The following is a 23,532-nucleotide window of genomic DNA, read 5'->3' as shown; positions in this document are numbered from 1 at the left end:
GCGATGGCGCGGGCCTGGGAGACGCGGTGCCGGATGTGTTCGGCCATGATCGCCTCACCGGGGGTGTAGCCCATCCCAGCGAAGCGCCAGTGCCCGAGCACGAGCGTCGTCTCGTCACCGAGAGCGGGTAGACCGCGCTGCTTACGTGCTTCGGTGGCCCGGTGGGTGGAGCGCACCTGCCGCAGGTCACCGAGGGTGGTGGAGTAGGCGCGGCTCTTGGATGAGAAGTGGCCCCGAAAGCCGAGCATGTGCGACCAAGGCCGCAGCCGCAGAGCAGCGAACTCCGGGCGTGCGCCTAGTTCCCAGCAGGTGCGGATCATGCGCCGGGCGTGCTCGGTGACCGGGAGCGCGTCCAGGTGCAGGCCCGGTTTCAGGCCGGTTCCGTGGCAGCGTTCGCAGGAGGCCATCAGCCGCAGCCGCCCCCGACCGCCGCAGGCCGGACACGACAGGCGGTGGTCGACGGTGCCGGAGGCTTCGGCACCCTTGGTGGCGTACTTGGCGATGTAGCCCGCCACCGCCCGCTCACTCAACCCGTCCGCGCGGGAGTCGAGCAGGATGGGCCGTATGTCGAGCTGATCACCCCAGACCAGATCCCGCCGTTCGAGATCACTCGCGGGCGAGGTCACGGTGACCCGCCGCACCGCTGGCGGGATCGACCGGGTGAGCAGGTGGTGATCAGCCCAGTCTGGCGGGGGTTCACAGGCCCCTTCGGGACCGTCGAGGCGGACGATGGCGTGGAAGTGCACCAGGCCGCGCCGCTGGTACTCGGCGACCTTGGCGAAGGAGACCCGGACCTGTTTGCCGAACTCCTTGCGGCTCAGCCCTGCCTCGTTGGCCAGAGTGCGTCGTACTTCCAGGGTGAAGCGGTGCCACAGCGCGCCCGCGTGTGCCTGCCAGAGCACCGCGCCCACGTAGTCGTAGCACCGGCCGCAGATGGGTTGCCCGAGCCGTTCGTCCTTTGGCTCGTGGCGAGCATGGCAGCCGACCGGATGCCCGTGCTCACAGACCTTGTCGCGGTTACGGGGACGGCAGGCCCGCACCGTCCCGTTCTTCTCCCGCCGGGTGTGCACCGGCCCGAAGGACGGAGCGGTCAAGGTGACGAACGCCCGAGGATGCGCGCTCACCGTTTCCGGGACGCCTTTGCCGCCGGACAGGCCCGCGCGGATGAGGTGGAAGGTGTCGGCCTGGTAGACCTCCGAGCAGGCCGAGCACACCGAGGCGCGGCGGTTACCGCAGGCCACCAGCAGATGCCCGGACGGCTCATCGGCGGTGCGGTAGGTGTGCAGGATCTCGCCGGTGTCGGTGTTGACGATGGCTGACTCTCCAGCCAGGTGGATCGGGTTGGCGCAGCCGCCGGTAGCGGCCACCATCGAGCGCCACCGGTCGTAGCCCGGTGCGTTGAGCACCTGGACCAGATCGGTCATCCACTCCGGGTGTCGTGCCTGTTGGTTGTGCTCGTTTGGTTGGTTCATAGTGACCACCCCCTCTCATGCAACACTGCCTGTACTACATGTTGCCTTGCGTTGAGGGTTTCGTGCAACCTGTAGTACAAGTAGTTATAGAACTTCCCGAGAAGGAGCAGCCGTGGAGACCACCGAGGACAAAGACGTCCGCTGGCGCACCATCGCGAGTGACCTGAGGACCGCGATCCTGGACGGCCGCTACCCACCAGGCGGAGCCCTGCCGAGTGAGCCGGAACTGGTCCGCCGCTACGAGGTCTCGCGCCCCACCGTCCGCAAGGCCATCGACACCCTGGTCTCCGAAGGACTCGCCTACGTCATGCGCGGACGCGGCTCCTTCGTCCGCCCCATGCCCGAACGACAGGTCATCCTCATCAGCCACCAGAGCAGGCCCGACCTGGCCGCCCCCGGCAACCACCCCGACATCCAAGCCTTCGGCTGGGACCTCGCCCTACGCGACGTCGACCCCGAGGCCCCGCTGTTCACCGGCGAGAAGATCACCGCCAACCGCGATCTCGCGATCATCCTCGGCGTCCGCACCGGACATGCGGTCATTCACCGCCGCAGCATGTGGCACCGAGGCCACACCGCCCGCATCCACGGCGCCTCAGCCCGCCTGGAGATCAACTCCTACACCAACGCCGACATGCTCCCCGACTGGGACACCCCCATGCGCTTCGACCAGTACCGCAAACGACCCGGCTTCTTCTACCAGTCCCTCATCCGCGAACACGGCCCCATCCGGTGGATGACCCTGACCACCTCCCGCATCGCCTACGAAGACGAACGCACCCGCCTGGGCATGGACTACGCCGAAGCCATCCTGATCATCCGCCGCACCATGGCCCACGCCAACGGCCACCCCATCGAGGTCACCGAGGTCAAGGCCCCCGCCAACCGCTACGAGATCGGCTACAGCGCCGAACTCGCCGACGACACCAGCGCGGTATTCACCCCCGAAGAACTCGCCGACAACGGCATCGCCCTCATGATCTAGCGCGGCATCAAGGGAATATGTTTCGGCAGGTCGCAGGGCGTTAACTCGCCTCAGCGTTGCTCTCGTCCTGATCAGCTCGGTACTCGTCCAGGAAGGCGAAGAACGCGTCCAGAGGCGTAGTGCCGGGTTCTACCTGTCGTTCGATCTCGGCCGCCCAGCCCAATGCGCTCGACCGACCGTAGCGAGCGAGCCATTCGGAGAAGGGGCCGTTCGGCCACAGATCGAATCGCTCCTCGACACCATGAACATCCAGCGCGAGCTTGTACCCGACCAGCATCGTTTCCAGCTCCCGGAGGGAGCCGCCACGAATCCACATCCCTGGTCGACGCCGTACCTCCTCCAGGAAGCCGTACACGTCCCCCCACTCAGACGGGATCTTGGGTGTCGGCGACGACGTCCCTTCAAGCGGCATGGCTCCACACTACTGATCATTGGTGGCTCAGAGTTTCTTTACTGGTTCAAGGCGCCAGCGCTTCGCGCCGTCGCACGGCGGGACACGCCCCGCCGCCCCGGTACGGCCAGCGGGCCGGGCGTGCGGCCCTGGCGGCCGGTCCCGGCCCGCGCCAGCCGGGACGGCACGGCGTAAGCCCACCGCCCACCGCACCGAGCACCCGCCGCACCGAACGCCCCCGCCGCCACCGGTACGCGCTGCCGCCTGCCGCTCCGACCGCCGGCCCAACCGCTTCGCGGCCCCTACGGGGTGCCATTCGGCATTGCGCCGGCCGTCTCCACTCGGTGACCTCAGGAACGCCCACATGGCGATGATCAAGGGCTCTGCCGCCCTGCTTCCAGTGCTCGCGCCTGGCGGCACTGCGCTCCGGGTCAGGTTGCCACCGGATGACACGGTTACCTGATCACGGTCATTTCTGGTCGGGTACGGCAACGCGACCACGGGAGGTCTGTCGCCGCACCCGATCGGTGATTATTTGATGTGGTCGGTTTGCGGCGTGCGTTTTCCGTGACTTCCCGGAGTGCGGTGGTGGCCCTGGAGGCGGGCCAGCGCGGCATCGACCAGGCGACCGAGGTTGCCCAGTTCGTACAGCATCCGGTGGCGCTCGGCGTCCTCCCACGCTCTGATGGCCGACCCGATGTCGCCCGACTTGCCGACCGTGACGATGACCTCCTGGCCGTTGGCTCTCTTGGTGGCCGCATCGCCCAAGATGACCCAGCCGTACACGGTCACGTCCCCCGAGCAGCGACGATCAGGGCGACCACCTGTTCGGGATGCTCGCTTCGCACCGCCTGGAGGTCGGAGCTGTCGCGCAGGGAGACAAGGTAGCTGCCCGAGCGCGGCCCCATGGTTACCGTGGCCATGCGCCAACCTTGCGGACCCTTCACGGTCAGCTCCGGCGGGTGTCGCTCCATCCACGACCGAAGAGGCGGCTGGTCGGGCCAGGCAGCCGCGCTGTTGGCGAACAGCCCCAGGCTGATCGTGTGATGACGGTGAGCACGGATTCCCCGCTCGTTGAGAAGCCGTTGAACGACTGCCAGCGCCTTGTCGTGGGTCTCTACGGTTGCTTCGTCGACGGCGGGCGGGACGGCTCTACAGTTGTCCATGGGTCGCACCTCCAGTGTGCGATCAAGGGACCCGTACGGCGTTACCGCGCCTGCGGGTCCCGTTTTTCCTGGTGCTCCCATGACATCGCCGGGTATCCCGCGCCGACAGTGCGAGTAGGGGAGACTGAGGGAGACAGGAGGACCCCAGTCCCCCGAGGTGCACACAATGAATAACGTTCCGGCCTGGGCCGTACGGTTACGCGCCGCGAGGCGTGGCAAGTTGTGGACCCAGCGAGACATGGCCAGGCAGCTCGCCGAGGCCGCCGATCCGCGTACTCGTGCCCGCCTGCCCGAGCGGGATTCCCTGATCCGCATGATCAAGGATTGGGAGGCGGGCAAGCACCAGCCCAAGGACCCGTACCGGCTGCTCTACTGCCGGGTGTTCGGTGCGGAAGAAGCCGAGCTGTTCAGCGAGGAGCCGGAGAGTACGACGCCGGGCAGTCCTCACTTCGCCGAAGAGATCGAGGCACTGGAGCTGGCCCGCCGTGTCGCCGCCAGCGACGTGGGCACCGAAACGCTTGACCGGCTGGAGCTGGCCGTCGACGACCTCGCGATGGCTTACCAGGCGACACCACCGGCCGAGTTGCTGGAACGAGTGCGTCAGCACCTGTCGTACGTCTCGCACTTGGTCGACGCCAAGAAGACGTTCGCCGAGCATCGACGCCTTCTCACGGCTGGTGGCTGGTTGTCGCTGCTGGCCTCCACCTGCCACATCGACCTTCGCCAGTTCGAGGCCGCCGGAACGTGGCTTCGGACGACCGCCCAGCTGGCCAAGCACGCCGAGCATCCCGAGATCGCCGCGTGGTGCCTGGAGACGGAGGCCTGGCAGGCGGTCACCACCGGCGACTACCGCCGCGCCTTGACCTTGACCCAAGGGGCGCAGGCGATCGCACCGCGCACCAGCTCCGCTTACATTCAGGCGACCGCGCAGGAGGGCCGGATCTGGGCACGACTTGGGTCCGGTCCGGAGACGCGTGATGCGCTGAATCGCGTTGCCCGGTTGGTCTCGCCGCTGTCGGTGCCCGATCATCCCGAGCACCACTACCGCTACGACCCTTCCAAGAGCGAGGCGTACGTGGCGACCACGCTGTCGTGGCTGGGGGATCCGGCCGCCGAGCCGTACGCCCGGCAGGTTCTCGCCCGCCTGGAGTCGGCCGCGGACGGGTTGGTTCGTCCGCGTCGGGCAGCCTCCGCGCGCCTTGACCTTGCTCTGGCGCTTCTGGCTACTGATCAGCCCGACGAGGCGGGTCAGCTTGCTCTCACGACCATGACGAGCGGCGTGCTGGTGCCGTCCAACTACTGGAGGGCGCGCGAGGTGATCGGTGCCATCGAGACGCGTCGTATGCCGGAAGCCGTAGAACTACGCGAGGCATATCGAGAACTGAGCGGCCTCGTATGAGGACCGGGGAAGACGCCGCTACTTCCACGTAGCTCAAGGGCTTCTAAAAGCATGAAAGCAGCCGCGTCCGAGAACATGATCAATCTGTTGACGACGCGCGAACGGTGACCCCGTGACGATGATCACTCGAATCTACCCAAGCAGAGTCCCATCGGGTATGGGGGCGGAAAGTGATCAGGGAGTACGGCAGCCACGAAGTCAGTCCCGCGTCACGCCGCGAGCTCTCCGCCGGGCGGCAACGAGGAGTGCGACGGCGCTGACCGCATAGGCGATGGGAGCCAGCGCCCAGACCCCTCCCTCTGGGTGCGTACCGAAGTAGAAGTCCGGCTGACTGCCAGCGAACATGTCCGCAGTGGCGTTCGCCGGTGGAAGGGTTATCGGAAGCCGTTCCAGCAAGGGCACCAGATGAAGCAGGGCCAGGACGCCGCAGATTCCGCTGGTGGCGCCGACCAGCATGCGAGATCTTGTCACGGCAACGAGGCCCACTAAAAGCGGCAGGACACCGATGACGAAGACGTCCAGGACTATGAGGTTCCGCGCCGAGGCCCCGGCAAGGGAGATGGCGATCATCATCAAGGGCAAGGGGGGAGCGGACCCTCCGCCTTCCGTCGTAGCGAGCAACGCCCACGGCACTAGCGAAGCGCTCACCGCCACCGCGAACCACGCCCACGAACGACGGCCCGTCGGCGCGTTCTTCTCCGTCAGCACCGAAAGATCGTATAGGACGATTTCCGGAGTCGCCCCGGCTTGGGCAGGCCGCTTGGTCCAACGACCGATCGCGGTCTCGAACGCGGCTGTCCTGTTGTGTTAGGAGTTATAAGAGCGTGCTCTGACCGGCGCGGAGAGGCGAATCACTGAGTGACCAACTGGGTGACAACGACCATGGACGAGGCCGGACGACGGTGGATCGCCGTGGACCGTAAGCCCAGGTGGGAGCGGGTATCGCCCATGGTCCCGCCCCCACCTGGGTTGCTTTGCAAGCAGGATGTCAGGAGTTCGAATCTCCTAGGCTCCACTCCCCTTAGGACAGACAAAAGCCCAGGTCAGGTGTGTTGCCGCAACCTGGGCTTTGATCTTCATTCGGCCTTCTTTCGCTCCCGTGCCCGATCCCTTCGCAAGTGCCCCACGGGCGATGCCGTCGAGCTTCCGGGCCACCTCCCGCTGCCGCTCGTCGGTCGAGTGCTGACAGACCATCGCGGCGCGCGTGCTGGAGTGGCCCATGCGCTCCATCAGCTCCCGGATCGACGCCCCGGCGTTCGCGGCGAGGGTGTTGCCGGTGTGCCGCAGGTCGTGAAAGTGGATCTTCGGAAGGTTCGCGTCTTTGAGCGCCTGAGCCCAGACGCGGCGGTTGAAGTCGGTGTTCCGGAGCGGCCCGTCATCCGGCCCCGCGAAGATCAGCCCCTTGTCGCCGTCCTGGGTGGAGGCCTTCACGTGCGCCCGCAGATCCTCGATGATCAGCCCGGGGATCACCACGGTCCGCTTGCCCGCCGCCGACTTGGGTTCGGTGAAGACGATCCCCTTGCCGGTGAGCTGCATCAACTGACGTTCCACGCGCACGGTCCCGGCCTCCAGGTCAAGCGGCGGCGTGGCGCGCCGCCGTACGCCCTGCGCCAGCGTCCCCGCCCCGAGCTGCGCGGCCTGGGGTCGGTCGCGGCGCGGGCGCCGCGCGAGGCATCGTCGTAGGGTCGCCCCGCCGTACATCGCGAAGCCGCCGACCTGGTGTCACGCAATGCCGGCCGCTCCGACTGCCCGGTGTCGCGGGGAAGAGCATTAAGGTGACGTCGTGATCAGCAAGCCGCCTGGGTTGCCCTTCGTGGTCGTTTTCTCAGCTGCGGCAGCCGTCGTCTTGACATGGGCCAGCTACCCGTACTGGTACGGGATCGAGATGTTCCTGTTCACGATTCCCGTTGGTGCGTTGCTGCTCGCTTACTGGGCCATTCGAATGGTTTGGGCCGAGCGCAAGGGAACCTTGGAGAGCTCCTCCAGCGGCCGCTGGATCATCCCGTGGTTCATCGCGGGCGGCGTCATGCTCGCCCTCATGACCGACGCGCCGTTCTGGATACGCTTCACGCTCTCCGCACCCAGCATGGAGGCTTACGCCAAATCCGTTGCCGAAAATCCCGACCGTAAAGAGCCCTGTCAATGGGTGGGCCTGTACTACGTGTGCGGCGGACAACAGCACTTGAATAGTGATACCGGAGAAAAGGTACCCGGCAGTGCGGAGTTCAGCGCCCAGGACTGGTTCCTGGACGGCAACAAGGGCTTCCTCTGGCTGCCCTTCGGTGAGCCGGTCGAGACTGCCGACGCCAGCTACCGCTATTTGAAGGACCGCTGGTACGGCTACCAAGGCTGGGACAACTGGTGATCAGCCGACCGTATCGGCTACAGCGCCGAGCCGGCCGACGACGCCGGCGTGGTGTTCACCCCCGAAGAACTCGCCGACGACGGCGTCGTCTTGATGATCTGAAGCCTTTCGAAGATCAGCGCAGATGCTGATCGAGTGTCCAGTCCCATGAGATGCCGATGCAGCCGGGCCGACCATGGGCCCGGTAAGGTAGCGATCTTCGGCTGGCTCAGGCTCCCGGAGTCCTTGAAGGCGGACACCCGCGATGAACCTTGACCAGACGCCCGCACGTCTTCGTCTCGACGCCGCGCTGGACCGAGTGGCCGTCACTTTCCGCGGCATGACCGCCCATCCCGACGAGCAGAACTGCGAGTGCCACTGGGGCGGCGCGGAGGACCTCGCCCGGTTGAAGGTGCCGGATGTGGAATTGAGTCCTGACCGTCTGCGTGCCGCCTGGCAGGCCAAGGACTGGGATGACCACGCATCCGTGCTGCGTCGCATCCTGCCCCAGCTCTCCACGGCCCTCGCCGGCGGCCTCGCCGAGTCCTTGTTCGGCATTGAGGAGGTCGGATATTCACTTGCCTTGGGCGAGTGGCAGCAGTGGCCTGACGAGCAGGCCGCGGCGGTGCGGGAATTCCTGCACGCCTGGTGGGCTCACACTCTCACCGACCCGGATCCCGCTGTGCCCGCGCACGAGGTCCTCGCCCTGTGTGCCGAAGCCGCCACCACGCTCAGCCCATGGCTGCACACCTGGGAAGCACACACGCACGCCGTGGCCGACCAGCACCTGGCCGAAGCGGTGGCGCACTGGGAGTACCGCTTACTGGGAGACCAACTCCCTTGGGAAAGCTGGAACTGGGGGAACGAGGAAGAGACGCGTACCGCGTTGACGGCCTGGTTGATCCGCCACGCCCCTGCCCGGCTCCGTGCCCAGAACGCTCCCGAAGAACTGCTCCACCGGGTACGGTTGCTCGGCCTCACAGGTCCCGCCCGCTGGGAGGACTCGCACTGGCCCAACCACAGCTACTGAGCCTCCTCGAAAGGCCCCCTGGAGTTTTGCAAGGCCCTGCTCAGCCACCTTCTGAGAGCGGTATGAGCCAGGCGGCGGAGATCAAGGTGACTGTCAGGCTCCGGCACGGCTCACCCGATCACCGTTTGCGGGCCAGCAGCTGCACCGCTTGCGCCGGGTGACCGTTCATCGTGACGACCGAGGTCTGACGCTCTTCCACGAGATCGAACTCAGGCAGGAGGGCGTGCAGTTCGGCTGTGTCGTGGTGTCGTACCACCGCGCCGTCGTCGGTGGCGAACACTCCGTATGGGGTTCTGAACCGCTGGGCGTAGGCGGCGTAGCGGTCCCGGGTTCGCTCGTCGTCCTGCAGCACCATGTCACTGATGTAGAGGAGCCCACCGGGTGCCAGGACGCGGGCGAGTTCGGCGATGAGCGCCCGCTGCGCGCCGTCGTCGGGAACGCACGTCAGCACCGCGAACAACAGCACGACATCGAAGCTCGTCGGCGGGCACGGCAGGCTTGGCGGGGACTCCAGCACCGCGAGGCGCAGGTCGGGGTGCGACCGGCGACCCCGCGCGATCAGAGCGGAAGACGGGTCCACTCCCGATACGTCGGAGAAGCCCTGCCGGCTCAGCTCGGCCATGACACGGCCGTAGCCGCAGCCGTAGTCCAGGATCCGAGCCTCCCGGTCCACGGTCGCCAGCCAGCCGAGATCGACGGGGTGGGTGAACGTCTTCTCAGCGCCGGCAGTGTCCCAGTACGTGACCTGACGACCAAGATCCTTCATGGAGCCACAGTACAGAGCACTTCTCGATCGCCCCGGGGTGCCGATCCGGGTGCCGGCGCGCACCGGCCGTGTTCGGAGCCCACCGGCGAGCGTGATCGGGCCGTCCTCCGCCGTACCGGGTCCGATGGCGGGAACCGGGTCCGATGGCCGGAACCGGGTCCGATGGCCGGACGAGAAGCCGGTGGGCTGTCCGGGCCGGAGCGGTGGGGTGGGTCGTCGGCGTTCACACCGATCCGCCGGGGACCGCGAGACCGGTCTCGTAGGCGGCGACCACCGCCTGTACCCGATCGCGCAGCCCGAGTTTGGTGAGCACGTTGCTGACGTGCGTTTTCACCGTGTGCTCGCTGAGCACCATGGCTGCGGCGATCTCCGCGTTGGACAGTCCGCGCGCGATCATCCGAAGTGTCTCCTGCTCGCGAGCCGTGAGTACGGCGAGTCGCTCAGCAGGTGGGGTGACCGGACGGGTGACCGTTCTGGAGGTGAAGTCGGCGATCAGCTTTCTCGTGACGGAGGGCGCGAGCAGTGACTCCCCGGCCGCGACCACCCGTACCGCGTGGACGAGGTCGTCGCGGCGGACGTCCTTGAGCAGGAACCCGCTCGCGCCCGCTCGCAGCGCGTCGTAAACGTAGTCGTCCAGGTCGAACGTGGTCAGCATGAGCACCCGGCAGTCGGTCTCGGCGCACACGATCCTGGCTGCTTCGATGCCGTTCATCGTGGGCATGCGGATGTCGAGGAGGAGCACGTCCGGCCGGTGCTCACGGACCGCCGCGACGGCCTCGGCACCGTCGTTCGCCTCGGCGACGACCTCGATGTCGGGCTGGGCGTCGAGGATCATGCTGAACCCGGCGCGCACCAGCTCCTGGTCGTCGGCCACCACGATTCTCAGGGTCATGCCGTCACCGCCTGTGCCAGCGGCAGCCGTACGAGCACCTGGAAACCCGGTCCGTCCGGGCGAGGGCCCATGGTGGCGGAGCCGCCGAAGGCGGCGGCGCGCTCGCGGATGCCGATGAGACCGTTTCCGCCGGCGGGGAAGGACGGCCCGGAGCCGCGGCCGTCGTCGGTGACGATGATCATGAGTGTGTCGTCCTGCCAGAGGAGCCGAATGCCGGCACGGGCGGCGCCCGCGTGCTTGACGATGTTGGTGAGGGCTTCCTGGGTCACCCGGTAGGCGGCGACCTCGATGTCGGGAAGCAGCGGCCTGGGCTCACCCGAGGTGGAGTAGGTCACGTCGAGCCCGGCGTCGGAGACCTGGTCGGCCAGCCCGGCAAGGTCGTCGATGGTCGGTCGCGGCGCGCGCGACCCCGTGTCCTCCTTGAGCGCGGTCAGCATGCGGCGGAGCTGGACCATGGCGTCGCGTCCCGCGGAGGCGATCGCGTCGAAGGCGGCCTCGGCGCGGGCCGGGTCGCTTCTGACCACGACGGGACCGGCCTCGGCCTGTACCACCATGAGGCTGACCGAGTGGGCGAGGATGTCGTGCATGTCGCGGGCGATCCGGGCTCGCTCGCGCTCGGCGGCCCGCTCGATCTCGGCCTGGCGCTCGTACTTCAGCCGGGACGCTTGCTCCTCCAGGGCGGCGGCGTATGCGCGGGAGGCGGCGGAGGCGCGGCCGATCGCGTACGCGGCGACGAACAGCACGACGCCGCGCAGCGCGGTCTCCGAGGAGCCGACCAGGAGCAGGCCCCCGCCGACCGAGAAGATGAACATGATCACGCGGGGCAGGCGCGAGGAGTGGGCGGCGACCGTGTACATGGCGATGAGCCCGCCGTACCAGATCGGCTGTGAGGGGACCTCGTCCGCGAGGTCGTAGAGGGAGGTCGCGACGAGGGTGCATACCAGCGCGACCACCGGCGCCCGCCGTCGCCACACCAGCGGCACGGCGGCGGCGACCACGACCGCGTATCCCCACCAGTGCCATGGCACGGCATACGGGTTCTCGCGGGAGAGGAACGGCCACAACTGCACGCCCATCACCAGTACGGCGAGCGCTGTGTCCAGCCACGGGGGTGGAAGAGATCTCAACCGGCTGCGAGCTCGGACAAAAAACGGCAAGGCGGACACAGCGTCCAATCTTGCCTCCTCTTTCCGGCCTTCCGGCACAGCGACCAGGGGGAACGCGGGGAACGCGAAACGACGGATCGGACGGCCCGCCGGTTGGCGTCCTGTCACGCGACGGCGGGGACGGGCTTGGCGGTACGGGAGACCTGACCGGCGAGAGGGGCGAAGGAGACGAGCAGAAGGATGGCCCCGAGCGGGATGAGGTCCTTGTCGACGAACGGGAGGAGGAGGTCGAGCAGGACCAGGAAGGGCGTCCAGAGCTTGACGCGGCGGACGACGGCGAGTTGGACGACGAGCGCGAGCTGGCCGATGTAGAAGAGGAACGGGCCGCCGTCGTAGACGGCGATGGAGACACCGGGGACGGCCTGGATCTGGTCGAAGAGAACGCCCATACCGGCGCGGTCGGCGGACAGGAGGCCGACCACCATGTCGATGAGGAACTGCGCGGAAAGCGCCAGGGTGCCGACGATTCCGATCGTGGCGCTCACATTGGCGAGAGCGTTTCGTCCCGCCATCCGGCGCATCTGCAGGAAGGTGGAGACGAACATGGCCAGGGCCGCGATGAAGGCGAGGTGGCCGGTGGTCCAGGCGAGGCCGGGACCTCGGCTGCCGTCGAGTCCGTCGAGGATCCGGATCACTCCATAGGTCATGACGAGCAGGGGGGCTGCGACGAATGCGATGCGGGGGTTCATCCGGGAGACTCCTCAGTGGTTTGCCTACGCCTCGATCCTGGATTTCTCCGGCCTGAAAGTAATCGCCGAGGAGAGCGATCCCCGCGCTCCCTCTCACGAGGGAGTCCTCCCTCGTATCGGCGACATCCCGGCCACCAGAGGCAGGTCTCAGGCGCCGTCCGGGGGGCTCGCCACTGAATGCCCAGGTGGAGGCGGAGTCCTGTACGGCAGCGAGGTACGGCGGCAGTGCCGCACAGCACCGCGTGCCGACGTCCGCCATCCCACGCCCGAGCAGGGCGGGGAGCCTCTCAGGTGGTGACCGGCTCCCGTTCGCAAGCAGGATGTCCGGAGTTCGAATCTCCTGGGCTCCGCAGTCAAAAGCCCAGGTCGGAGAGGGTTTCCGCCGGCTGTGCGGCCAGGTGGTACGCAGCAGCACACCGCCTTGTTTTCGCGTGTTCGCGTGTCCGCGTGACGGGATCTCTGAGGCGTCCCATCGGACGTCTGCAGGCGCTGTGAGCAGGGAGAGGAGAGTTCCAGCATGACCGCACGGCCACGGGATTTCGTGCCTCCCGGCTCACCGCCGATGCGTGGTTCGAATGTCCCGATCCGCTGCGGGTGGAGAGCCGTCGCTCCGGTTACGCGCCGTAAAGCCGTAGGCCGCTCGGAGGGTGGCGAACCGAGCAGCCACCAAGACCTTGCGCCTATTCCCGGGCAGTCTCCTCAGCACCGTGGGCAGGAGCGGTGGCAGGGGGCCGGATGGCGATGGTGCTGACGGTGCCATCGCCCCACACCGTGGTCTCGATGACCGTCCGGCCGTCAAGGGACACCATGCGGAACTCCGGGACGAAACGAGGGGTGAACGTCCCGGCGATCGAGCTGCGCAGTCGTTCCACCCCGCTTGCGGCAAGATCCCATTCGTCAAGAAGACGCATCTGGACCCATCCGTAGTGTTCCTCCCACTCGTCCTCTTCGTCTGCGTAGTTGACCAGCAGCAGGAACTCGCGATCTTCGTTGAAGAGGCCGAACTCCGACGCCATACGGAACCAACTCGCGTTGACCTTGACGGGCATTTCCGGGTCGTCGACATCGGGAATCTCGTCCGGCCGAGAGTCGAATCGGCCATCCTCGGGTCGAGCGCTTGAGGGGTAACGTCCCGGTGGCAATTGAGGTTGCCGGACCTCTCCTTCCACCCGCCGGACGAAGAGCAGCCCGGCGGGCGCGAACTGGGCGGCGATCTCGGAATCAGTAAGCGGCACGCGCGCACATTATCCGCGGGGCAACAGACACGTCCACCACGAGGCCGGACTGTGAAGGATGAACCCCGCCCCGCCGCCACCCGGGACAAGCTGTGCGGGCCGGTCGGCGGCAGACGTGAGGACCAGGCCGGCGAAGTGCGCGGCGCGCCGAAGCGAGCAGGTGGCGGGCGTGATCTTCGTGCGTCGGCCGGACTCGAAATCGCGTTAATTTCGAAATACTCGAAAGCGCCGGACGGATTTATTAATTTCTGTAAATGGTATGTTCCATTACCGGACCGGCCTTGCGTGCCGGTAATCGCCGGTTGAGAATAAACGGGTAGCGGAAAGTTCTCGCGGATCCACGGGAAGGGTCACACCATGGGAGTCATGAAAAGGGCGGTCGTCGGTATCGCCATCGCCGGAGCGGCTTTCTCCCTGACGGGTACCGCCTATGCCGGTACGGCGTCGACCTCGACCGTCGCGCTGGGAAGCAAGTTCTACGGCGGCTACCCCGACTCAGGTAACTGCAATTATTGGAGGTCCGCGGTCAAGGCGACAGGGGTCAACGTGTCGTCCTGCACGTATTCGACGGCCAACAAGTGGCACTTCACGGCGTGGTGGTAGCAGCCGCGACGGACCCGGCGTAATCGCCGGGCCCCAGGTGCGACAGTGGGCCCGGCCCTTGAGGGGGCGGGCCAGAACGAGCGTTTTCGCGTAACGCTGGTGACTCCCCGATCGATTCGACTTCAGCCCGTGCTCAAGCCGGTACGCGACCGCATCGGCCACGGTATGGCCGCCCGACGCGATGGCAGGCCGTCTTCGTCGTCGCGGATGATCTCCTTGAGCTCGGCCTTGGCTTCGAGGTGTAAGGATTGCGCTGCAGCCCTTTACCGTGTGGGGCACGAGCGAGAGGACGTTCTCGGATGAGGCGATGGGTCGCCGCGTCGGCCGTGATGCTGGTCATCCCGATGGTGGTCACCGGTCTCGGTACCACCGCGAACGCCCAGGGCGCTCCGGCCGACCCGATCGACGCGCTCAAGCGCCGGCTCGTCGAGAACCGGGGCGTGAAGATGTCGAAGGTCCTCACCTCCATGTACGTAGCGGATGGGGAGAAGGAACACTTCTGGACCGAGGCCGTCGCCGAGTTCGGCAGGGGCAAGATCACGGCCATCGATATGACCTATGACTCCGACCGGAGAAACTGGACCGACCCCATACGGCAGGTCGTCGTCGAGGGCTGCCAGTACATCCAGGACGACCACTTGCCCAACGGCAAAAGCTGGATCCTCCGGGAGGACAATGAGATCCGGCCGGTATTGGACGCCGGCTGGATCAAGCTCGCCGACCCGGTCATGCTGAAGGCGGTGCTGGCCACCACCAGGGTCAAGCGTCCCGCAGGCGTCTACGACGGCACTCCTACCACGCTCCACCAGGGCACGATCACCGTCGGTCAGCTCTCCAAGGCCTCTCCCGGACTTCCCTTTGGACTCGTGGTGAAGCCCACCAGAGAGGAAATGAAGGCCAAGGTGTCCTGGCGGCTCTGGCTCGGTGAGGACCAGCTGGTGCGCAGGGCCTGGGGTTCGTGGAGCGAACCGTTCTCCAAGAACGGTGATGTCCCCGTCTCGTATGTCGTTGACGCTCGCTTGACCGGCTGGGGCGCCGAAACCGACATCGCCGCTCCTTCCGCCGATGATGTGGTGACGCCCTCGGACTGGTCGATGCCTGAGCCCTCCGTCCCCCTGAATCCGGCCGTCGGATGACGACCGCCGCTCCAGGCGATCAAGCGGCCAGGGCGTCCCGATATCCGGTGCGCACGAAGGCGCTCCAGCCGGAGGGCCACGATCCACGGCTGGGACGTTGACCTCGCGATCAGCAGGACGCCGATCATGAGGTGACCCGGAGTTTCTTCAACGGTTCAAGATGCCGACGCCCCGCGCCGCCGCGGGGGCCCTGCGCCTGCCCGCCGGTCGGCGCTCGTACCGGTGAGGTGCCGAGGTCGAGTGCCGGGATCTTCACCCTGTTTCCCGATGAACGGGATCTTCACTCCTGTTTTCCGATGAACTCGCGCAGCCAGTGGAAGCTCGCCTTCTCGGTGCGGACCTGCGTCTCGTAGTCGACGTGGACGAGCCCGAACCGGGCGGCGTACCCGCGGGCCCACTCGAAGTTGTCCAGCAGCGACCAGCAGAAGTAGCCGCGCACGTCCACACCGTCGGTCATCGCGGTGCGGATGGCGGCCAGGTGGTCGCGCAGGAAGCCGACGCGACCGGTGTCGTCGAGGGTCCCGTCGTCGCCGTAGCCGTTCTCGGTGATGAAGATCGGCGGCAGCGCGGGGTAGCGCCGGGTCAGGCCGAGGAGAGTCTGGTGGAGCCCTTGCGGCTCCATCGGCCAGCCCAGCCCGCTGGTCGCCGCGCCGTCCGGGGTGACGCTGCGCACCCCGAGGTCGAAGGCGGAGCGCAGCGCGGGGTCCGCCTGCTCGTACGGCGCCGCGGCGGCGTGGATGCGGTAGTAGTAGTTGACGCCCAGGAAGTCCAGCGGAGCGCCGATGACCTCCAGGTCGCCCTCGCGGCGGAAGGAGAAGTCGCTGATGGCGCCGAAGGTCTCCGCCATGTCGGACGCGTAGGCACCGAGCAGCAGCGGGTCGGTGAACTGCCGGTTGACCAGCAGGTCCATCTTGCGCGCCGCGTCGGCGTCGGCCGCCGAACCGGTCGCGGGCACCGTGGGCGACATGTTGAGCGTGATGCCGACCTGCTGCCCCGCCCGCGCCCGCGCCCGCAGCCTGGACACCGCGAGGCCGTGGCCCAGCAGCAGGTGGTGGGCGGCGGCGAGCGCGCCGTGACCCTCGCGTGCGCCGGGTGCGTGGCGGCCTTCCGCGTAGCCGACGATGGAGGAGCAGTACGGCTCGTTCAGCGTGATCCAATGTGACACCGTGTCGCCCAGCGCCTCGTGCGCGATCTCGGCGTAGTCGGCGAAGCGCTCGGCGGTGTCGCGGTCGCGCCAGCCGCCGCGGTCTTCCAGCGCCTGGGGCAGATCCCAGTGGTAGAGGGTGACGTACGGCTCGATGCCGCGCTCGCGCAGGGTGTCGGCGAGCCGCCGGTAGAAGTCGAGGCCGCGCTGGTTCACCCGGCCGTCGCCGTCGGGCACGATCCTGGGCCAGGCCAGCGAGAAGCGGTAGGCGCCGGCGCCGAGCCGGTCCATCAGCTCCACGTCCTCCCGCCAGCGGTGGTAGTGATCGCAGGCGTGCTCGCCGCTCTCGCCCCTGGCCACCGCGCCGGGGACGCGGCAGAACGTGTCCCAGATCGAGGGCCCGCGCCCGTCGGCGTCCACGGCGCCCTCGATCTGGTAGGCGGCGGTGGCCGTCCCCCACACGAATCCGGCGGGAAAGGCGATACGTTCCTGGGTCATCCCTTGATCGCTCCTGACATGATTCCCCCAATGATCTGACGGCCCAGCGCGGCGAAGACCGCCACGATCGGCACGATCGCGAGCACGGTGCCGGTGAGCACGAGTGCGTAGTCGGTGGTGTAGCCGCTGGCCAGGCTGGAGAGCGCGACCTGGACGGTCGGGTTCTCCGGCGTGAGGACGACCAGCGGCCAGAAGAAGTCGTTCCAGGCCTGCATGAAGGTGAACAGGCCGAGCACGGCGGCGGCCGGCCGGGCGGCGGGCAGCACCACGTGCCAGAACAGCCGCAGCGTGCTGCACCCGTCGATGCGACCGGCCTCCAGCAGCTCGTCGGGGATGGCGCTTGAGAGGTACTGGGTCATCAGGAACACGCCGAACGCGGTGACCAGGCCGGGCACGATCACCGCCTCGAGCCTGCCGGTCCAGCCGAGCTCCGCCATGAGGATGTACAGCGGGATGATGCCGAGCTGCTGCGGCACGGTGGTGGTGGCGATGGCCATGACGAGCAGCACGTTGCGCCCGCGGAAGCGCAGCTTGGCGAAGGCGAAGCCGGCCAGCGTGGAGAACAGCACGACCGAGACGGTGACCGAGCCGGACACGAGGAAGGAGTTGAGCATCGCCTGGCCGAACGCGGTGGTGTCGAAGACCCGGGCGATGTTCTCGAACAGGTGGCCGCCGGGGGTGAGGACCGGCGGGACGCTGGCGATGGCGTCGTTGTCGTGGGAGGCCACGATCAGCGACCAGTAGATGGGGAACAGCGAGCCGAGCAGTACGGCGACGAGCGCGGCGTAGGTCCAGAACCCCGCACCCAGGGGATTCAGGCCGCGCCGGACGGCCCGGCGGTTCAAACCGCGTCGGACGGCGGTGGCGGTTGCCATGTCAGCTGCTCCTGATCCTGCGCGTGATGGCGAAGTTGACGAGCGCCATGACCACGATGATCATGCAGAGCGTCCAGGCGATCGCCGAGGCGTAGCCGAACTCGTACATGCTGAAGCCCTGCTCGTAGAGGTAGAGGCCGACGGTCTGGAACTGGCGGTCCGAGCCGCCGGTCGGGTTGCCGGTGCCGGCCTGGAACAGCAGCGGCTCGGCGATGATCTGGAAACCGCCGATGGTCGACACGACGGCGGTGAAGATGATCGTGGGTCGGAGCATCGGCACGGTGATCTTCCGGAACTGGGTGAACTGGCTCGCGCCGTCCAGCCGGGCCGCCTCGTACAGGTCCTCGGGGATGGTCTGCATGGCGGCCAGGTAGATGAGGGCGTTGTAGCCCGTCCACCGCCAGATGACGATCATCGAGATCGCGACGTGCGAGGAGAGCGTGCCGGCCTGCCAGTCGATCGGATCCAGGCCCACCAGGCCGAGGGCCCAGTTGACCATGCCGAAGTCGCGGCCGAAGAGCTGGGCGAAGATGATCGTGACCGCGACGATCGAGGTCACGTTGGGCAGCAGCACGCCCATCCGGAACAGCGTGCGGGCGCGCAGCCTGCGGTTGAGCATGTGCGCGATGAACAGCGCGGCCAGCAGCTGCGGCACGGTGGACAGCAGCCAGATGCTGACGGTGTTGAACAGCGCGTTCCAGAAGTAGTCGTCGGCCAGCAACTCGGCGTAGTTGGCCAGCCCCACCCACTCGCGGGCCGGATCCAGCAGGTTCCAGTCGGTGAGGGAGACGTAGGCGGTGTACAGCAGCGGGAACATGCCCACCAGGCCGAACAGCAGGAAGAACGGGGCGATGTAGAGGTACGGCGAGCCCTTGACGTCGAGCTGGTAGGCCCAGCGGCGCCGGGGCCCTGATCTGACGGAGGTCACGGTCGGGACTCCTCGGGGGATCCGCAGGTCACGGTCGGCTCCTCGGGGAAGACGGAGGTCACGGTCGGCTCCTCGGGGGAAGGAAGGCGACGGCGGGCCCTGACCGCCCGCCGTCGCCGGCTCTCACGGATCGACGCGCGTCACTTGCTGATGCGCTCGACGTCCTCGAGCATCTGCGTCCACGCCTCGGCGCCGTCCTGCTTGCCCTCCTCCACGCGGTTGATCGAGTCGCGGATGGCGGTCTGGATGTCGCCGGCCCTCGGGCCCTGGTACTGCGGCTTGAGGTTGCGGGCGGCGGTGGTGAAGATCTGCCCGATCGGCGCGTCGTTGAAGAACTCGTGCTTGAGCCCGGTCACCTCGGGCTTGTCGTAGGTGGCGACGGTGGAGGGCAGGATGCCGTGCTTGGTGAACACCTCGATCTGCTGTTCGGGCGCCGTCAGCCAGGTGATCAGCTCCACGGCCTCCTTCAGGTGCTTGCTCTGGGCGGGGACGGTCAGGTAGGAGCCGCCCCAGTTGCCGCCGCCGCCGGGGATGGCTGTCACGTCCCACTGCCCGGCGAAGGCCTTGCCCTGGTCCTGGATCTTGGCGAGCATCCAGGCGGGACAGGCGATGGTGGCGAACTGGCTCTTGGCGAAGCCGGTGTTCCAGGCGGGCGAGCTGCCGACGAGCTTGGCCGACTGACCGTCGGCGACGGCCTTGAGCACCTCGTCGTAGGCGGAGCGGACGGCCGGGTTGGTGGCGACCACGACGTTGTCCTGGGTGTCGTAGTAGCCGGTCTCGGCCTGGCCGATCATCGCGTTGAACACCTGGGGGCCGCCGTCGAAGAACGCGGCGCCCTCGGGCTTCTTGGCGGTGTAGCGCTTGCCGGTCTCGAAGTAGGACGTCCAGTCGGGCCAGAGCTTGGCGACCTCGTCACGGTCGGTGGGCAGCCCGGCCTTCTTGAACAGGTCGCGGCGGTAGCACATGGCCAGGCCGCCGACGTCGGTGCCGTAGCCGATCTGGGCCCCCGACTTGGCCAGCGAGGCCTCCCACTTCCACGGCAGCCAGCGGTCCTTGAGCTGGTCGGCGCCGTGCTGGCGCAGGTCGGCGAAGTGCTGGGGCTGGTTCCTGAACTGGGCGATGAAGCCGGTGTCGATCGCCTCGATGTCGGCGGTACCGCTGCGGGTGGCCAGGTGCGCCGCGAGGTTGCGGTGGTGGTCGTTGTACGCCGACGTCCTCTCGACGATCTTGATGTTGGGGTGGGCGGCCTCGTACTTGGCGTAGAGCTCCTTGAAGCCCATGTTCCCGAACAGGTTGAGGGTCAGGGTGATCTTGCCCTCGGCCGGCGTGGAGCCGGTGGAGGTGGAGGGGGAGCCACCGCAACCGGCGGCGAGCATGCCGGCGGCCAGCACTCCGGCGGCGAGACGGATTCGTCCAGCAGACACCTGGGACTCCTTCGAAGGGAGAGGAAGGGTGACTGCGAGATGCGATAAGAAGGCCGAGCCCCGCGGCAACGGTGCGGCATCGGCCTGTTAGTGGGACATTTCACAGATCACCGGCACCCCCTGTCAAGTCACAGAAAAGTCACGCGCCGGAAATCCGCAGGGGTGGGTTGACATGGTGCGGGCTCTCACATAACTTCCATGCAACCGGTTACATGAAACCGGTTTCAGCGAGATGCGATAACGTACGCCCGTGGCAACGATTCGAGAGCTGGCGCGCCTTTGCGGGGTGTCGTCGGCGACTGTCTCCCGCGTGTTCAACAACCCCGAGGTGGTGAACGCCCAGACCCGCGAGCTCATCCTCAGCACCGCGGCACGCATCGGATACCTGCCCAACGAGTCGGCCCGCACCCTGGCCACCAAGAGGTCCCACATGGTCGGCCTGATCTGGGACACCGACCACCGCCGCCCCGGCTGGCGGCACCCGTTCTTCCAGGAAATCCTCATCGGGCTGAAGACCGCGTTGAGCGAGCGCGGCTACCACCTGCTCATGCTCGCCACCAGCGAGGACGGCACGCCCGACAGCTTTCTCCGCGCCGTGCGCAGGCACAACCTCGACGGCGTGGTCTTCATAGACAACGGCAGGGCCGACCCGGCGCTCCAGCCGCTGGCCGCGTCGGAGGTGCCCTGCGTCTCCCTCGACCGGCCCGTCCAGGGGCCGCGGACCACCTACGTGACCTCCGACAACGTGGGCGGGGCGCGCGAGGCGGTTCGCCACCTGCACGCGACCGGACGCCGGGTCATCGCCACCATCACCGGCCCGGCCCGCACCAGACCGGGCGCGGAGCGGTTGCGCGGCTACCTGGAGGAGCTGGCCTCGCTCGGCCTGGCGCACCGGCCGGAGCTGGTCGTCGAGGGCGACTTCTACCTGTCGAGTGGTCACGCCGCGATGCGCGCCCTGCTGGAGCTGGAGGAGCCGCCCGACGCGGTGTTCGCCGCGGGCGACGAGATGGCGATCGGCGCGCTGCGGGCCGTGACCGAGGCGGGGTTGAAGGTGCCCGAGGACATCGCGCTGGTCGGGTTCGACGACATCGAGCTGGCCGCGCTGGTGCCGCCGGGGCTGACGACGCTGGCCCAGGACAAGGCGGGCTTCGGTACGGCGGCGGCCGCGGCGGTCATCACGATGATCAACGAAGGTGTCACCCCTCTCCCGCGGATCCTGCCCACCCAGCTGGTCGTCCGCGGCTCCACCGGGTAGACCTGGCCCGCGGTCGGAACCTCGGCTGCTCAGCTTGTTCTCGTCGACCGCTGTCGGAGGAAGTCGGACGGGTTCCCCGGTCGCTGGTTGCCGTCCCTGTACCGTTTGTCGGCCTCGGGGCCAGTAGGTCGTCAGGCCTCATACGTTCGATATACGTTCGGTCCAAGGGGCATCGAGGGGTCCGCCCCTGAATCTCCGCTTTTCTCCGTCACCCCTACCTGTCTATCTCCGGTCTCTCCCTCGTCTGTGTTCGCTCCGAGACCAGCACTCTCCAGGTATTGCGCGGCAGGGTGGATTTCAAGGACTTGAATGAGTCACTGTGCGTGAAGATGAGAAACTCCAGCCCGACGTATCGACTCACCGCCTGAAAGACGCTTTTGGTAGCGGGTTGTCCGGGCACCTGTAGCGACCCCACGACACTGGGAGCCACGCGATGCGCCAGCCGAGTCCCCCGGACGGCGAAGTCTGCCACTCTGGGCAGTCTGTTCCGCAGGATGATCAGCAGCTTGGTCGGGCGTCTTGACGACATGGGGAAGCGTTTACGAATGAAGCTGTAAATTGATTTCCAATAGTCGTTGAATGCTTCCAGTAACAGGTCTTCGCTCTCCGAAGTGACAACACCGTCGACCAGATTTGCTCGGAGTGCCCTGGCGTCAGCCCCGAGGGCTCGTAACTCCAGAATGTCCGGTATCCGCAGGAGGGCGAGGGCGTCCAGGCTCGGTCCTTCGACCAACTTCGCGGCATGCTCCAACAGAAGATCGTCGACGGTGACGACCCTCTCCCGATGCCGCGCGGAGCGAAAGAGCCGCTCTGCACTCCGGCTGGGAATCGCCTTCCTCCTATCACTTCCCGACAGATCGATCCCAAAGTGAGCAGAGTAGGCGGCCTCGTCCAGGTATCCCTGCATCATTACGAGGTCGGTGGCTGTTTCTTCGGCCCTCGCAAGCTGAAACACATCGTTGTGTGAGAACCATGGACGATCAACGATCTCTCGATACCTGCTGACGAACTCTGCCGGCAGGCGATTCAGCTCCAATGCCAGAGGCGAGCCGGTCGAGTCGATGCCCTCCCGGATTCGATCTTGAAAATCGGACTTCACTTGGATGTAGTCATACCGGACAGGGCGTCTATCTCCCCGGTTCAACGTCCAATCAAGATCCCTCGCGAGCTCAAGCACGTCCGAGCGGAAGGGCATGTCCGAGCGAACCGAACCCACACCCGGCATTCGTTGGGCTATCCAGGAGCGAACGACATCTTCCAGGGCGCCGCACGACCTGAAATCATCCGGGGTCACAAGCATGCCATCGCGTATGCCGACGTCGACAAGGCCTTCGCTCATCCCCTCGCGGAGCTGATTGAAAAGGTTCGCGCCGGTCATCCCAGCGGCTCGTGCCCTGAATCCTTCAAGAACATGAGGATTGTCAAGAAGCTGGGTGTCGTGCAAGAGGATGGTGTCGCTGAACAGCATGGAGAAGTTGATGAGGGCGAAGAGCTGCTTTTGGGACCATTCGCTTTGCAGTGTCGGTTGCAGTTGCCCCAACTGTAAGGCACTCATCTTCCCCTCCTCCGACTCGTGTTCAGAGTGGACGCGACTCCTCGTTCAAGCGCACACAGCCCATGGGCAGTTGCGTCCACAGCGCCTCGTAGTTCGCGGTCAGACCGGCAAGACCGCTTTCCTCCTCGGGGACGCGCCAGGGCTCCGAGTAAAGGACGCCTTCCATCCGGGCCGCGACGATCAGTTTGGCGCACATGAAGCACGGCTGATAGCTCGTCACGAGAATACAATTCCGCGTCTTTATGTCGTTGTGCAGGGCTGACAACAGAACCGATTGCTCAGCGTGCAGGCACAGGCATAAATCGTATCCAACCCCGTGCGCGTAGCGGGAGGCCGTCGCGCATCTCACGCAACCGCCCTGGTCGCAGGGCTGCATTCCCTCGGGTGTGCCATTGGCGCCGGCCACCAACACAGATCCGCCCAGAGAAACCAGTGCGGCTCCGACCTTGCGCTTCAGACAATTCCCAGTGTGACCGACCGCGGATATCGCCTCTTCAATGGAGGTGATGACATCAGACGGCCATGTCCAGGCCTTGCTCAGTCCGTTCGCCACCGCTGTCTCCCGTCTCGTGTTCCACA

General features: G+C 66.9%; 26 protein-coding genes. 8 read left to right on the top strand and 18 right to left on the bottom strand.

Going from position 1 to position 23,532, the window contains the following annotated elements; genetic code table 11:
- On the bottom strand, nt 1–1,472 hold a 1,472-nt coding region (locus ACTOQ1_RS21860), incomplete at its 3' end, for a replication initiator (RefSeq protein WP_440069784.1).
- A 112-nt stretch (nt 1,473–1,584) separates the two neighbouring features.
- On the opposite strand from ACTOQ1_RS21860, the gene ACTOQ1_RS21855 reads away from it, so the two are divergent.
- Entirely contained in the window at nt 1,585–2,457 is an 873-nt protein-coding gene (locus tag ACTOQ1_RS21855; RefSeq protein WP_440069782.1) for a GntR family transcriptional regulator, read from the top strand.
- A gap of 40 nt (nt 2,458–2,497) precedes the next feature.
- Here ACTOQ1_RS21855 and ACTOQ1_RS21850 read toward each other — a convergent pair whose 3' ends face one another.
- The 3 genes from ACTOQ1_RS21850 to ACTOQ1_RS21840 form a co-directional block, all read right to left on the bottom strand.
- Nucleotides 2,498–2,869 carry a hypothetical protein gene (locus ACTOQ1_RS21850; protein WP_440069781.1) on the bottom strand — a complete coding sequence of 124 codons (372 nt, stop codon included), beginning with the start codon at nt 2,867–2,869 and terminating at the stop codon, nt 2,498–2,500.
- Between the two features lie 510 nt (nt 2,870–3,379).
- Nucleotides 3,380–3,634 carry a hypothetical protein gene (locus tag ACTOQ1_RS21845; protein WP_440069779.1) on the bottom strand — a complete coding sequence of 85 codons (255 nt, stop codon included), beginning with the start codon at nt 3,632–3,634 and terminating at the stop codon, nt 3,380–3,382.
- 2 nt (nt 3,635–3,636) lie between these two features.
- On the bottom strand, nt 3,637–4,014 hold the full coding sequence (locus ACTOQ1_RS21840) for a hypothetical protein (protein WP_440069777.1): 378 nt from the start codon (nt 4,012–4,014) through the stop codon (nt 3,637–3,639).
- Nucleotides 4,015–4,252: 238 nt separating this feature from the next.
- Between ACTOQ1_RS21840 and ACTOQ1_RS21835 the strand changes: the two genes are divergently transcribed.
- On the top strand, nt 4,253–5,413 hold the full coding sequence (locus ACTOQ1_RS21835) for a hypothetical protein (protein WP_440069775.1): 1,161 nt from the start codon (nt 4,253–4,255) through the stop codon (nt 5,411–5,413).
- Nucleotides 5,414–5,611: 198 nt separating this feature from the next.
- On the opposite strand, the gene ACTOQ1_RS21830 is transcribed toward ACTOQ1_RS21835, so the two are convergent.
- Complete coding sequence (locus ACTOQ1_RS21830; RefSeq protein WP_440069773.1) at nt 5,612–6,121, bottom strand: hypothetical protein; 510 nt, start codon at nt 6,119–6,121, stop codon at nt 5,612–5,614.
- Between the two features lie 297 nt (nt 6,122–6,418).
- Entirely contained in the window at nt 6,419–6,964 is a 546-nt protein-coding gene (locus ACTOQ1_RS21825; protein ID WP_440069771.1) for a site-specific integrase, read from the bottom strand.
- Between the two features lie 232 nt (nt 6,965–7,196).
- Between ACTOQ1_RS21825 and ACTOQ1_RS21820 the strand changes: the two genes are divergently transcribed.
- Nucleotides 7,197–7,778, top strand: coding sequence for a hypothetical protein (locus ACTOQ1_RS21820; protein ID WP_440069769.1), 582 nt, complete (start codon nt 7,197–7,199; stop codon nt 7,776–7,778).
- Between the two features lie 17 nt (nt 7,779–7,795).
- On the opposite strand, the gene ACTOQ1_RS21815 is transcribed toward ACTOQ1_RS21820, so the two are convergent.
- Nucleotides 7,796–8,017 (bottom strand): hypothetical protein, encoded by a 222-nt coding sequence (locus tag ACTOQ1_RS21815; RefSeq protein ID WP_440069767.1) that lies wholly within the window; start codon nt 8,015–8,017, stop codon nt 7,796–7,798.
- A gap of 5 nt (nt 8,018–8,022) precedes the next feature.
- On the opposite strand from ACTOQ1_RS21815, the gene ACTOQ1_RS21810 reads away from it, so the two are divergent.
- Entirely contained in the window at nt 8,023–8,787 is a 765-nt protein-coding gene (locus ACTOQ1_RS21810) for a hypothetical protein (RefSeq protein WP_440069765.1), read from the top strand.
- Between the two features lie 118 nt (nt 8,788–8,905).
- On the opposite strand, the gene ACTOQ1_RS21805 is transcribed toward ACTOQ1_RS21810, so the two are convergent.
- The 5 genes from ACTOQ1_RS21805 to ACTOQ1_RS21785 all read right to left on the bottom strand — a co-directional run bounded on the left by ACTOQ1_RS21805 (nt 8,906) and on the right by ACTOQ1_RS21785 (nt 13,535).
- Nucleotides 8,906–9,553 (bottom strand): class I SAM-dependent methyltransferase, encoded by a 648-nt coding sequence (locus ACTOQ1_RS21805; RefSeq protein ID WP_440069763.1) that lies wholly within the window; start codon nt 9,551–9,553, stop codon nt 8,906–8,908.
- Nucleotides 9,554–9,776: 223 nt separating this feature from the next.
- A complete protein-coding gene (locus tag ACTOQ1_RS21800; RefSeq protein ID WP_440069761.1) occupies nt 9,777–10,445 on the bottom strand; it encodes a response regulator in 669 nt (222 codons plus the stop codon).
- The gene (locus tag ACTOQ1_RS21795) at nt 10,442–11,572 is read right to left on the bottom strand and encodes a sensor histidine kinase (RefSeq protein ID WP_440069760.1); all 1,131 of its coding nucleotides are present in this window, start codon (nt 11,570–11,572) and stop codon (nt 10,442–10,444) included. The genes ACTOQ1_RS21800 and ACTOQ1_RS21795 overlap by 4 nt, the downstream gene beginning before the upstream one ends.
- Nucleotides 11,573–11,715: 143 nt before the next feature.
- On the bottom strand, nt 11,716–12,300 hold the full coding sequence (locus tag ACTOQ1_RS21790) for a hypothetical protein (RefSeq protein WP_440069758.1): 585 nt from the start codon (nt 12,298–12,300) through the stop codon (nt 11,716–11,718).
- A 680-nt stretch (nt 12,301–12,980) separates the two neighbouring features.
- Entirely contained in the window at nt 12,981–13,535 is a 555-nt protein-coding gene (locus ACTOQ1_RS21785) for a hypothetical protein (protein WP_440069756.1), read from the bottom strand.
- A gap of 51 nt (nt 13,536–13,586) precedes the next feature.
- Here ACTOQ1_RS21785 and ACTOQ1_RS21780 point away from each other — a divergent pair, with 51 nt between their 5' ends.
- From ACTOQ1_RS21780 to ACTOQ1_RS21770, 3 genes are all read left to right on the top strand, one after another.
- On the top strand, nt 13,587–13,841 hold the full coding sequence (locus tag ACTOQ1_RS21780) for a hypothetical protein (RefSeq protein WP_440069754.1): 255 nt from the start codon (nt 13,587–13,589) through the stop codon (nt 13,839–13,841).
- 60 nt (nt 13,842–13,901) lie between these two features.
- Nucleotides 13,902–14,138, top strand: coding sequence for a hypothetical protein (locus ACTOQ1_RS21775; RefSeq protein WP_440069752.1), 237 nt, complete (start codon nt 13,902–13,904; stop codon nt 14,136–14,138).
- 299 nt (nt 14,139–14,437) lie between these two features.
- Nucleotides 14,438–15,274: a hypothetical protein gene (locus ACTOQ1_RS21770; RefSeq protein WP_440069750.1), complete on the top strand. Its 837-nt coding sequence runs from the start codon at nt 14,438–14,440 to the stop codon at nt 15,272–15,274.
- A gap of 280 nt (nt 15,275–15,554) precedes the next feature.
- Here ACTOQ1_RS21770 and ACTOQ1_RS21765 read toward each other — a convergent pair whose 3' ends face one another.
- The 4 genes from ACTOQ1_RS21765 to ACTOQ1_RS21750 all read right to left on the bottom strand — a co-directional run bounded on the left by ACTOQ1_RS21765 (nt 15,555) and on the right by ACTOQ1_RS21750 (nt 20,143).
- Nucleotides 15,555–16,916: a GH1 family beta-glucosidase gene (locus tag ACTOQ1_RS21765; protein WP_440069748.1), complete on the bottom strand. Its 1,362-nt coding sequence runs from the start codon at nt 16,914–16,916 to the stop codon at nt 15,555–15,557.
- Complete coding sequence (locus ACTOQ1_RS21760) at nt 16,913–17,791, bottom strand: carbohydrate ABC transporter permease (RefSeq protein ID WP_440069747.1); 879 nt, start codon at nt 17,789–17,791, stop codon at nt 16,913–16,915. Before ACTOQ1_RS21760 ends, ACTOQ1_RS21765 begins: the two co-directional genes overlap by 4 nt.
- A gap of 1 nt (nt 17,792) precedes the next feature.
- Entirely contained in the window at nt 17,793–18,719 is a 927-nt protein-coding gene (locus ACTOQ1_RS21755) for a carbohydrate ABC transporter permease (RefSeq protein WP_440069745.1), read from the bottom strand.
- A gap of 140 nt (nt 18,720–18,859) precedes the next feature.
- The gene (locus tag ACTOQ1_RS21750) at nt 18,860–20,143 is read right to left on the bottom strand and encodes an ABC transporter substrate-binding protein (RefSeq protein ID WP_440069743.1); all 1,284 of its coding nucleotides are present in this window, start codon (nt 20,141–20,143) and stop codon (nt 18,860–18,862) included.
- Between the two features lie 250 nt (nt 20,144–20,393).
- On the opposite strand from ACTOQ1_RS21750, the gene ACTOQ1_RS21745 reads away from it, so the two are divergent.
- Nucleotides 20,394–21,398, top strand: a complete 1,005-nt coding sequence (locus ACTOQ1_RS21745) for a LacI family DNA-binding transcriptional regulator (RefSeq protein ID WP_440069741.1) — start codon at nt 20,394–20,396, stop codon at nt 21,396–21,398.
- Between the two features lie 214 nt (nt 21,399–21,612).
- On the opposite strand, the gene ACTOQ1_RS21740 is transcribed toward ACTOQ1_RS21745, so the two are convergent.
- Together ACTOQ1_RS21740 and ACTOQ1_RS21735 are read right to left on the bottom strand one after the other, a co-directional pair.
- Complete coding sequence (locus tag ACTOQ1_RS21740) at nt 21,613–22,953, bottom strand: hypothetical protein (RefSeq protein WP_440069739.1); 1,341 nt, start codon at nt 22,951–22,953, stop codon at nt 21,613–21,615.
- 22 nt (nt 22,954–22,975) lie between these two features.
- Nucleotides 22,976–23,506: a deoxycytidylate deaminase gene (locus tag ACTOQ1_RS21735; RefSeq protein ID WP_440069737.1), complete on the bottom strand. Its 531-nt coding sequence runs from the start codon at nt 23,504–23,506 to the stop codon at nt 22,976–22,978.
- Nucleotides 23,507–23,532 lie beyond the last annotated feature (26 nt).

It is taken from the genome of Streptosporangium sp. OZ121 (genome assembly GCF_051918885.1).
GTDB lineage: Bacteria > Actinomycetota > Actinomycetes > Streptosporangiales > Streptosporangiaceae > Streptosporangium.
This window is presented reverse-complemented; position numbering and strand designations above follow the sequence as displayed.

Coding starts and splice junctions, on each gene's coding strand:
- ACTOQ1_RS21850 (WP_440069781.1), bottom strand. CDS start 2,869: ATGCCGCTTGAAGGGACGTCGTCGCCGACACCCAAGATCCCGTCTGAG.
- ACTOQ1_RS21840 (WP_440069777.1), bottom strand. CDS start 4,014: ATGGACAACTGTAGAGCCGTCCCGCCCGCCGTCGACGAAGCAACCGTA.
- ACTOQ1_RS21835 (WP_440069775.1), top strand. CDS start 4,253: ATGGCCAGGCAGCTCGCCGAGGCCGCCGATCCGCGTACTCGTGCCCGC.
- ACTOQ1_RS21810 (WP_440069765.1), top strand. CDS start 8,023: ATGAACCTTGACCAGACGCCCGCACGTCTTCGTCTCGACGCCGCGCTG.
- ACTOQ1_RS21805 (WP_440069763.1), bottom strand. CDS start 9,553: ATGAAGGATCTTGGTCGTCAGGTCACGTACTGGGACACTGCCGGCGCT.
- ACTOQ1_RS21800 (WP_440069761.1), bottom strand. CDS start 10,445: ATGACCCTGAGAATCGTGGTGGCCGACGACCAGGAGCTGGTGCGCGCC.
- ACTOQ1_RS21790 (WP_440069758.1), bottom strand. CDS start 12,300: ATGAACCCCCGCATCGCATTCGTCGCAGCCCCCCTGCTCGTCATGACC.
- ACTOQ1_RS21775 (WP_440069752.1), top strand. CDS start 13,902: ATGAAAAGGGCGGTCGTCGGTATCGCCATCGCCGGAGCGGCTTTCTCC.
- ACTOQ1_RS21770 (WP_440069750.1), top strand. CDS start 14,438: ATGAGGCGATGGGTCGCCGCGTCGGCCGTGATGCTGGTCATCCCGATG.
- ACTOQ1_RS21765 (WP_440069748.1), bottom strand. CDS start 16,916: ATGACCCAGGAACGTATCGCCTTTCCCGCCGGATTCGTGTGGGGGACG.
- ACTOQ1_RS21760 (WP_440069747.1), bottom strand. CDS start 17,791: ATGGCAACCGCCACCGCCGTCCGACGCGGTTTGAACCGCCGGGCCGTC.
- ACTOQ1_RS21740 (WP_440069739.1), bottom strand. CDS start 22,953: ATGAGTGCCTTACAGTTGGGGCAACTGCAACCGACACTGCAAAGCGAA.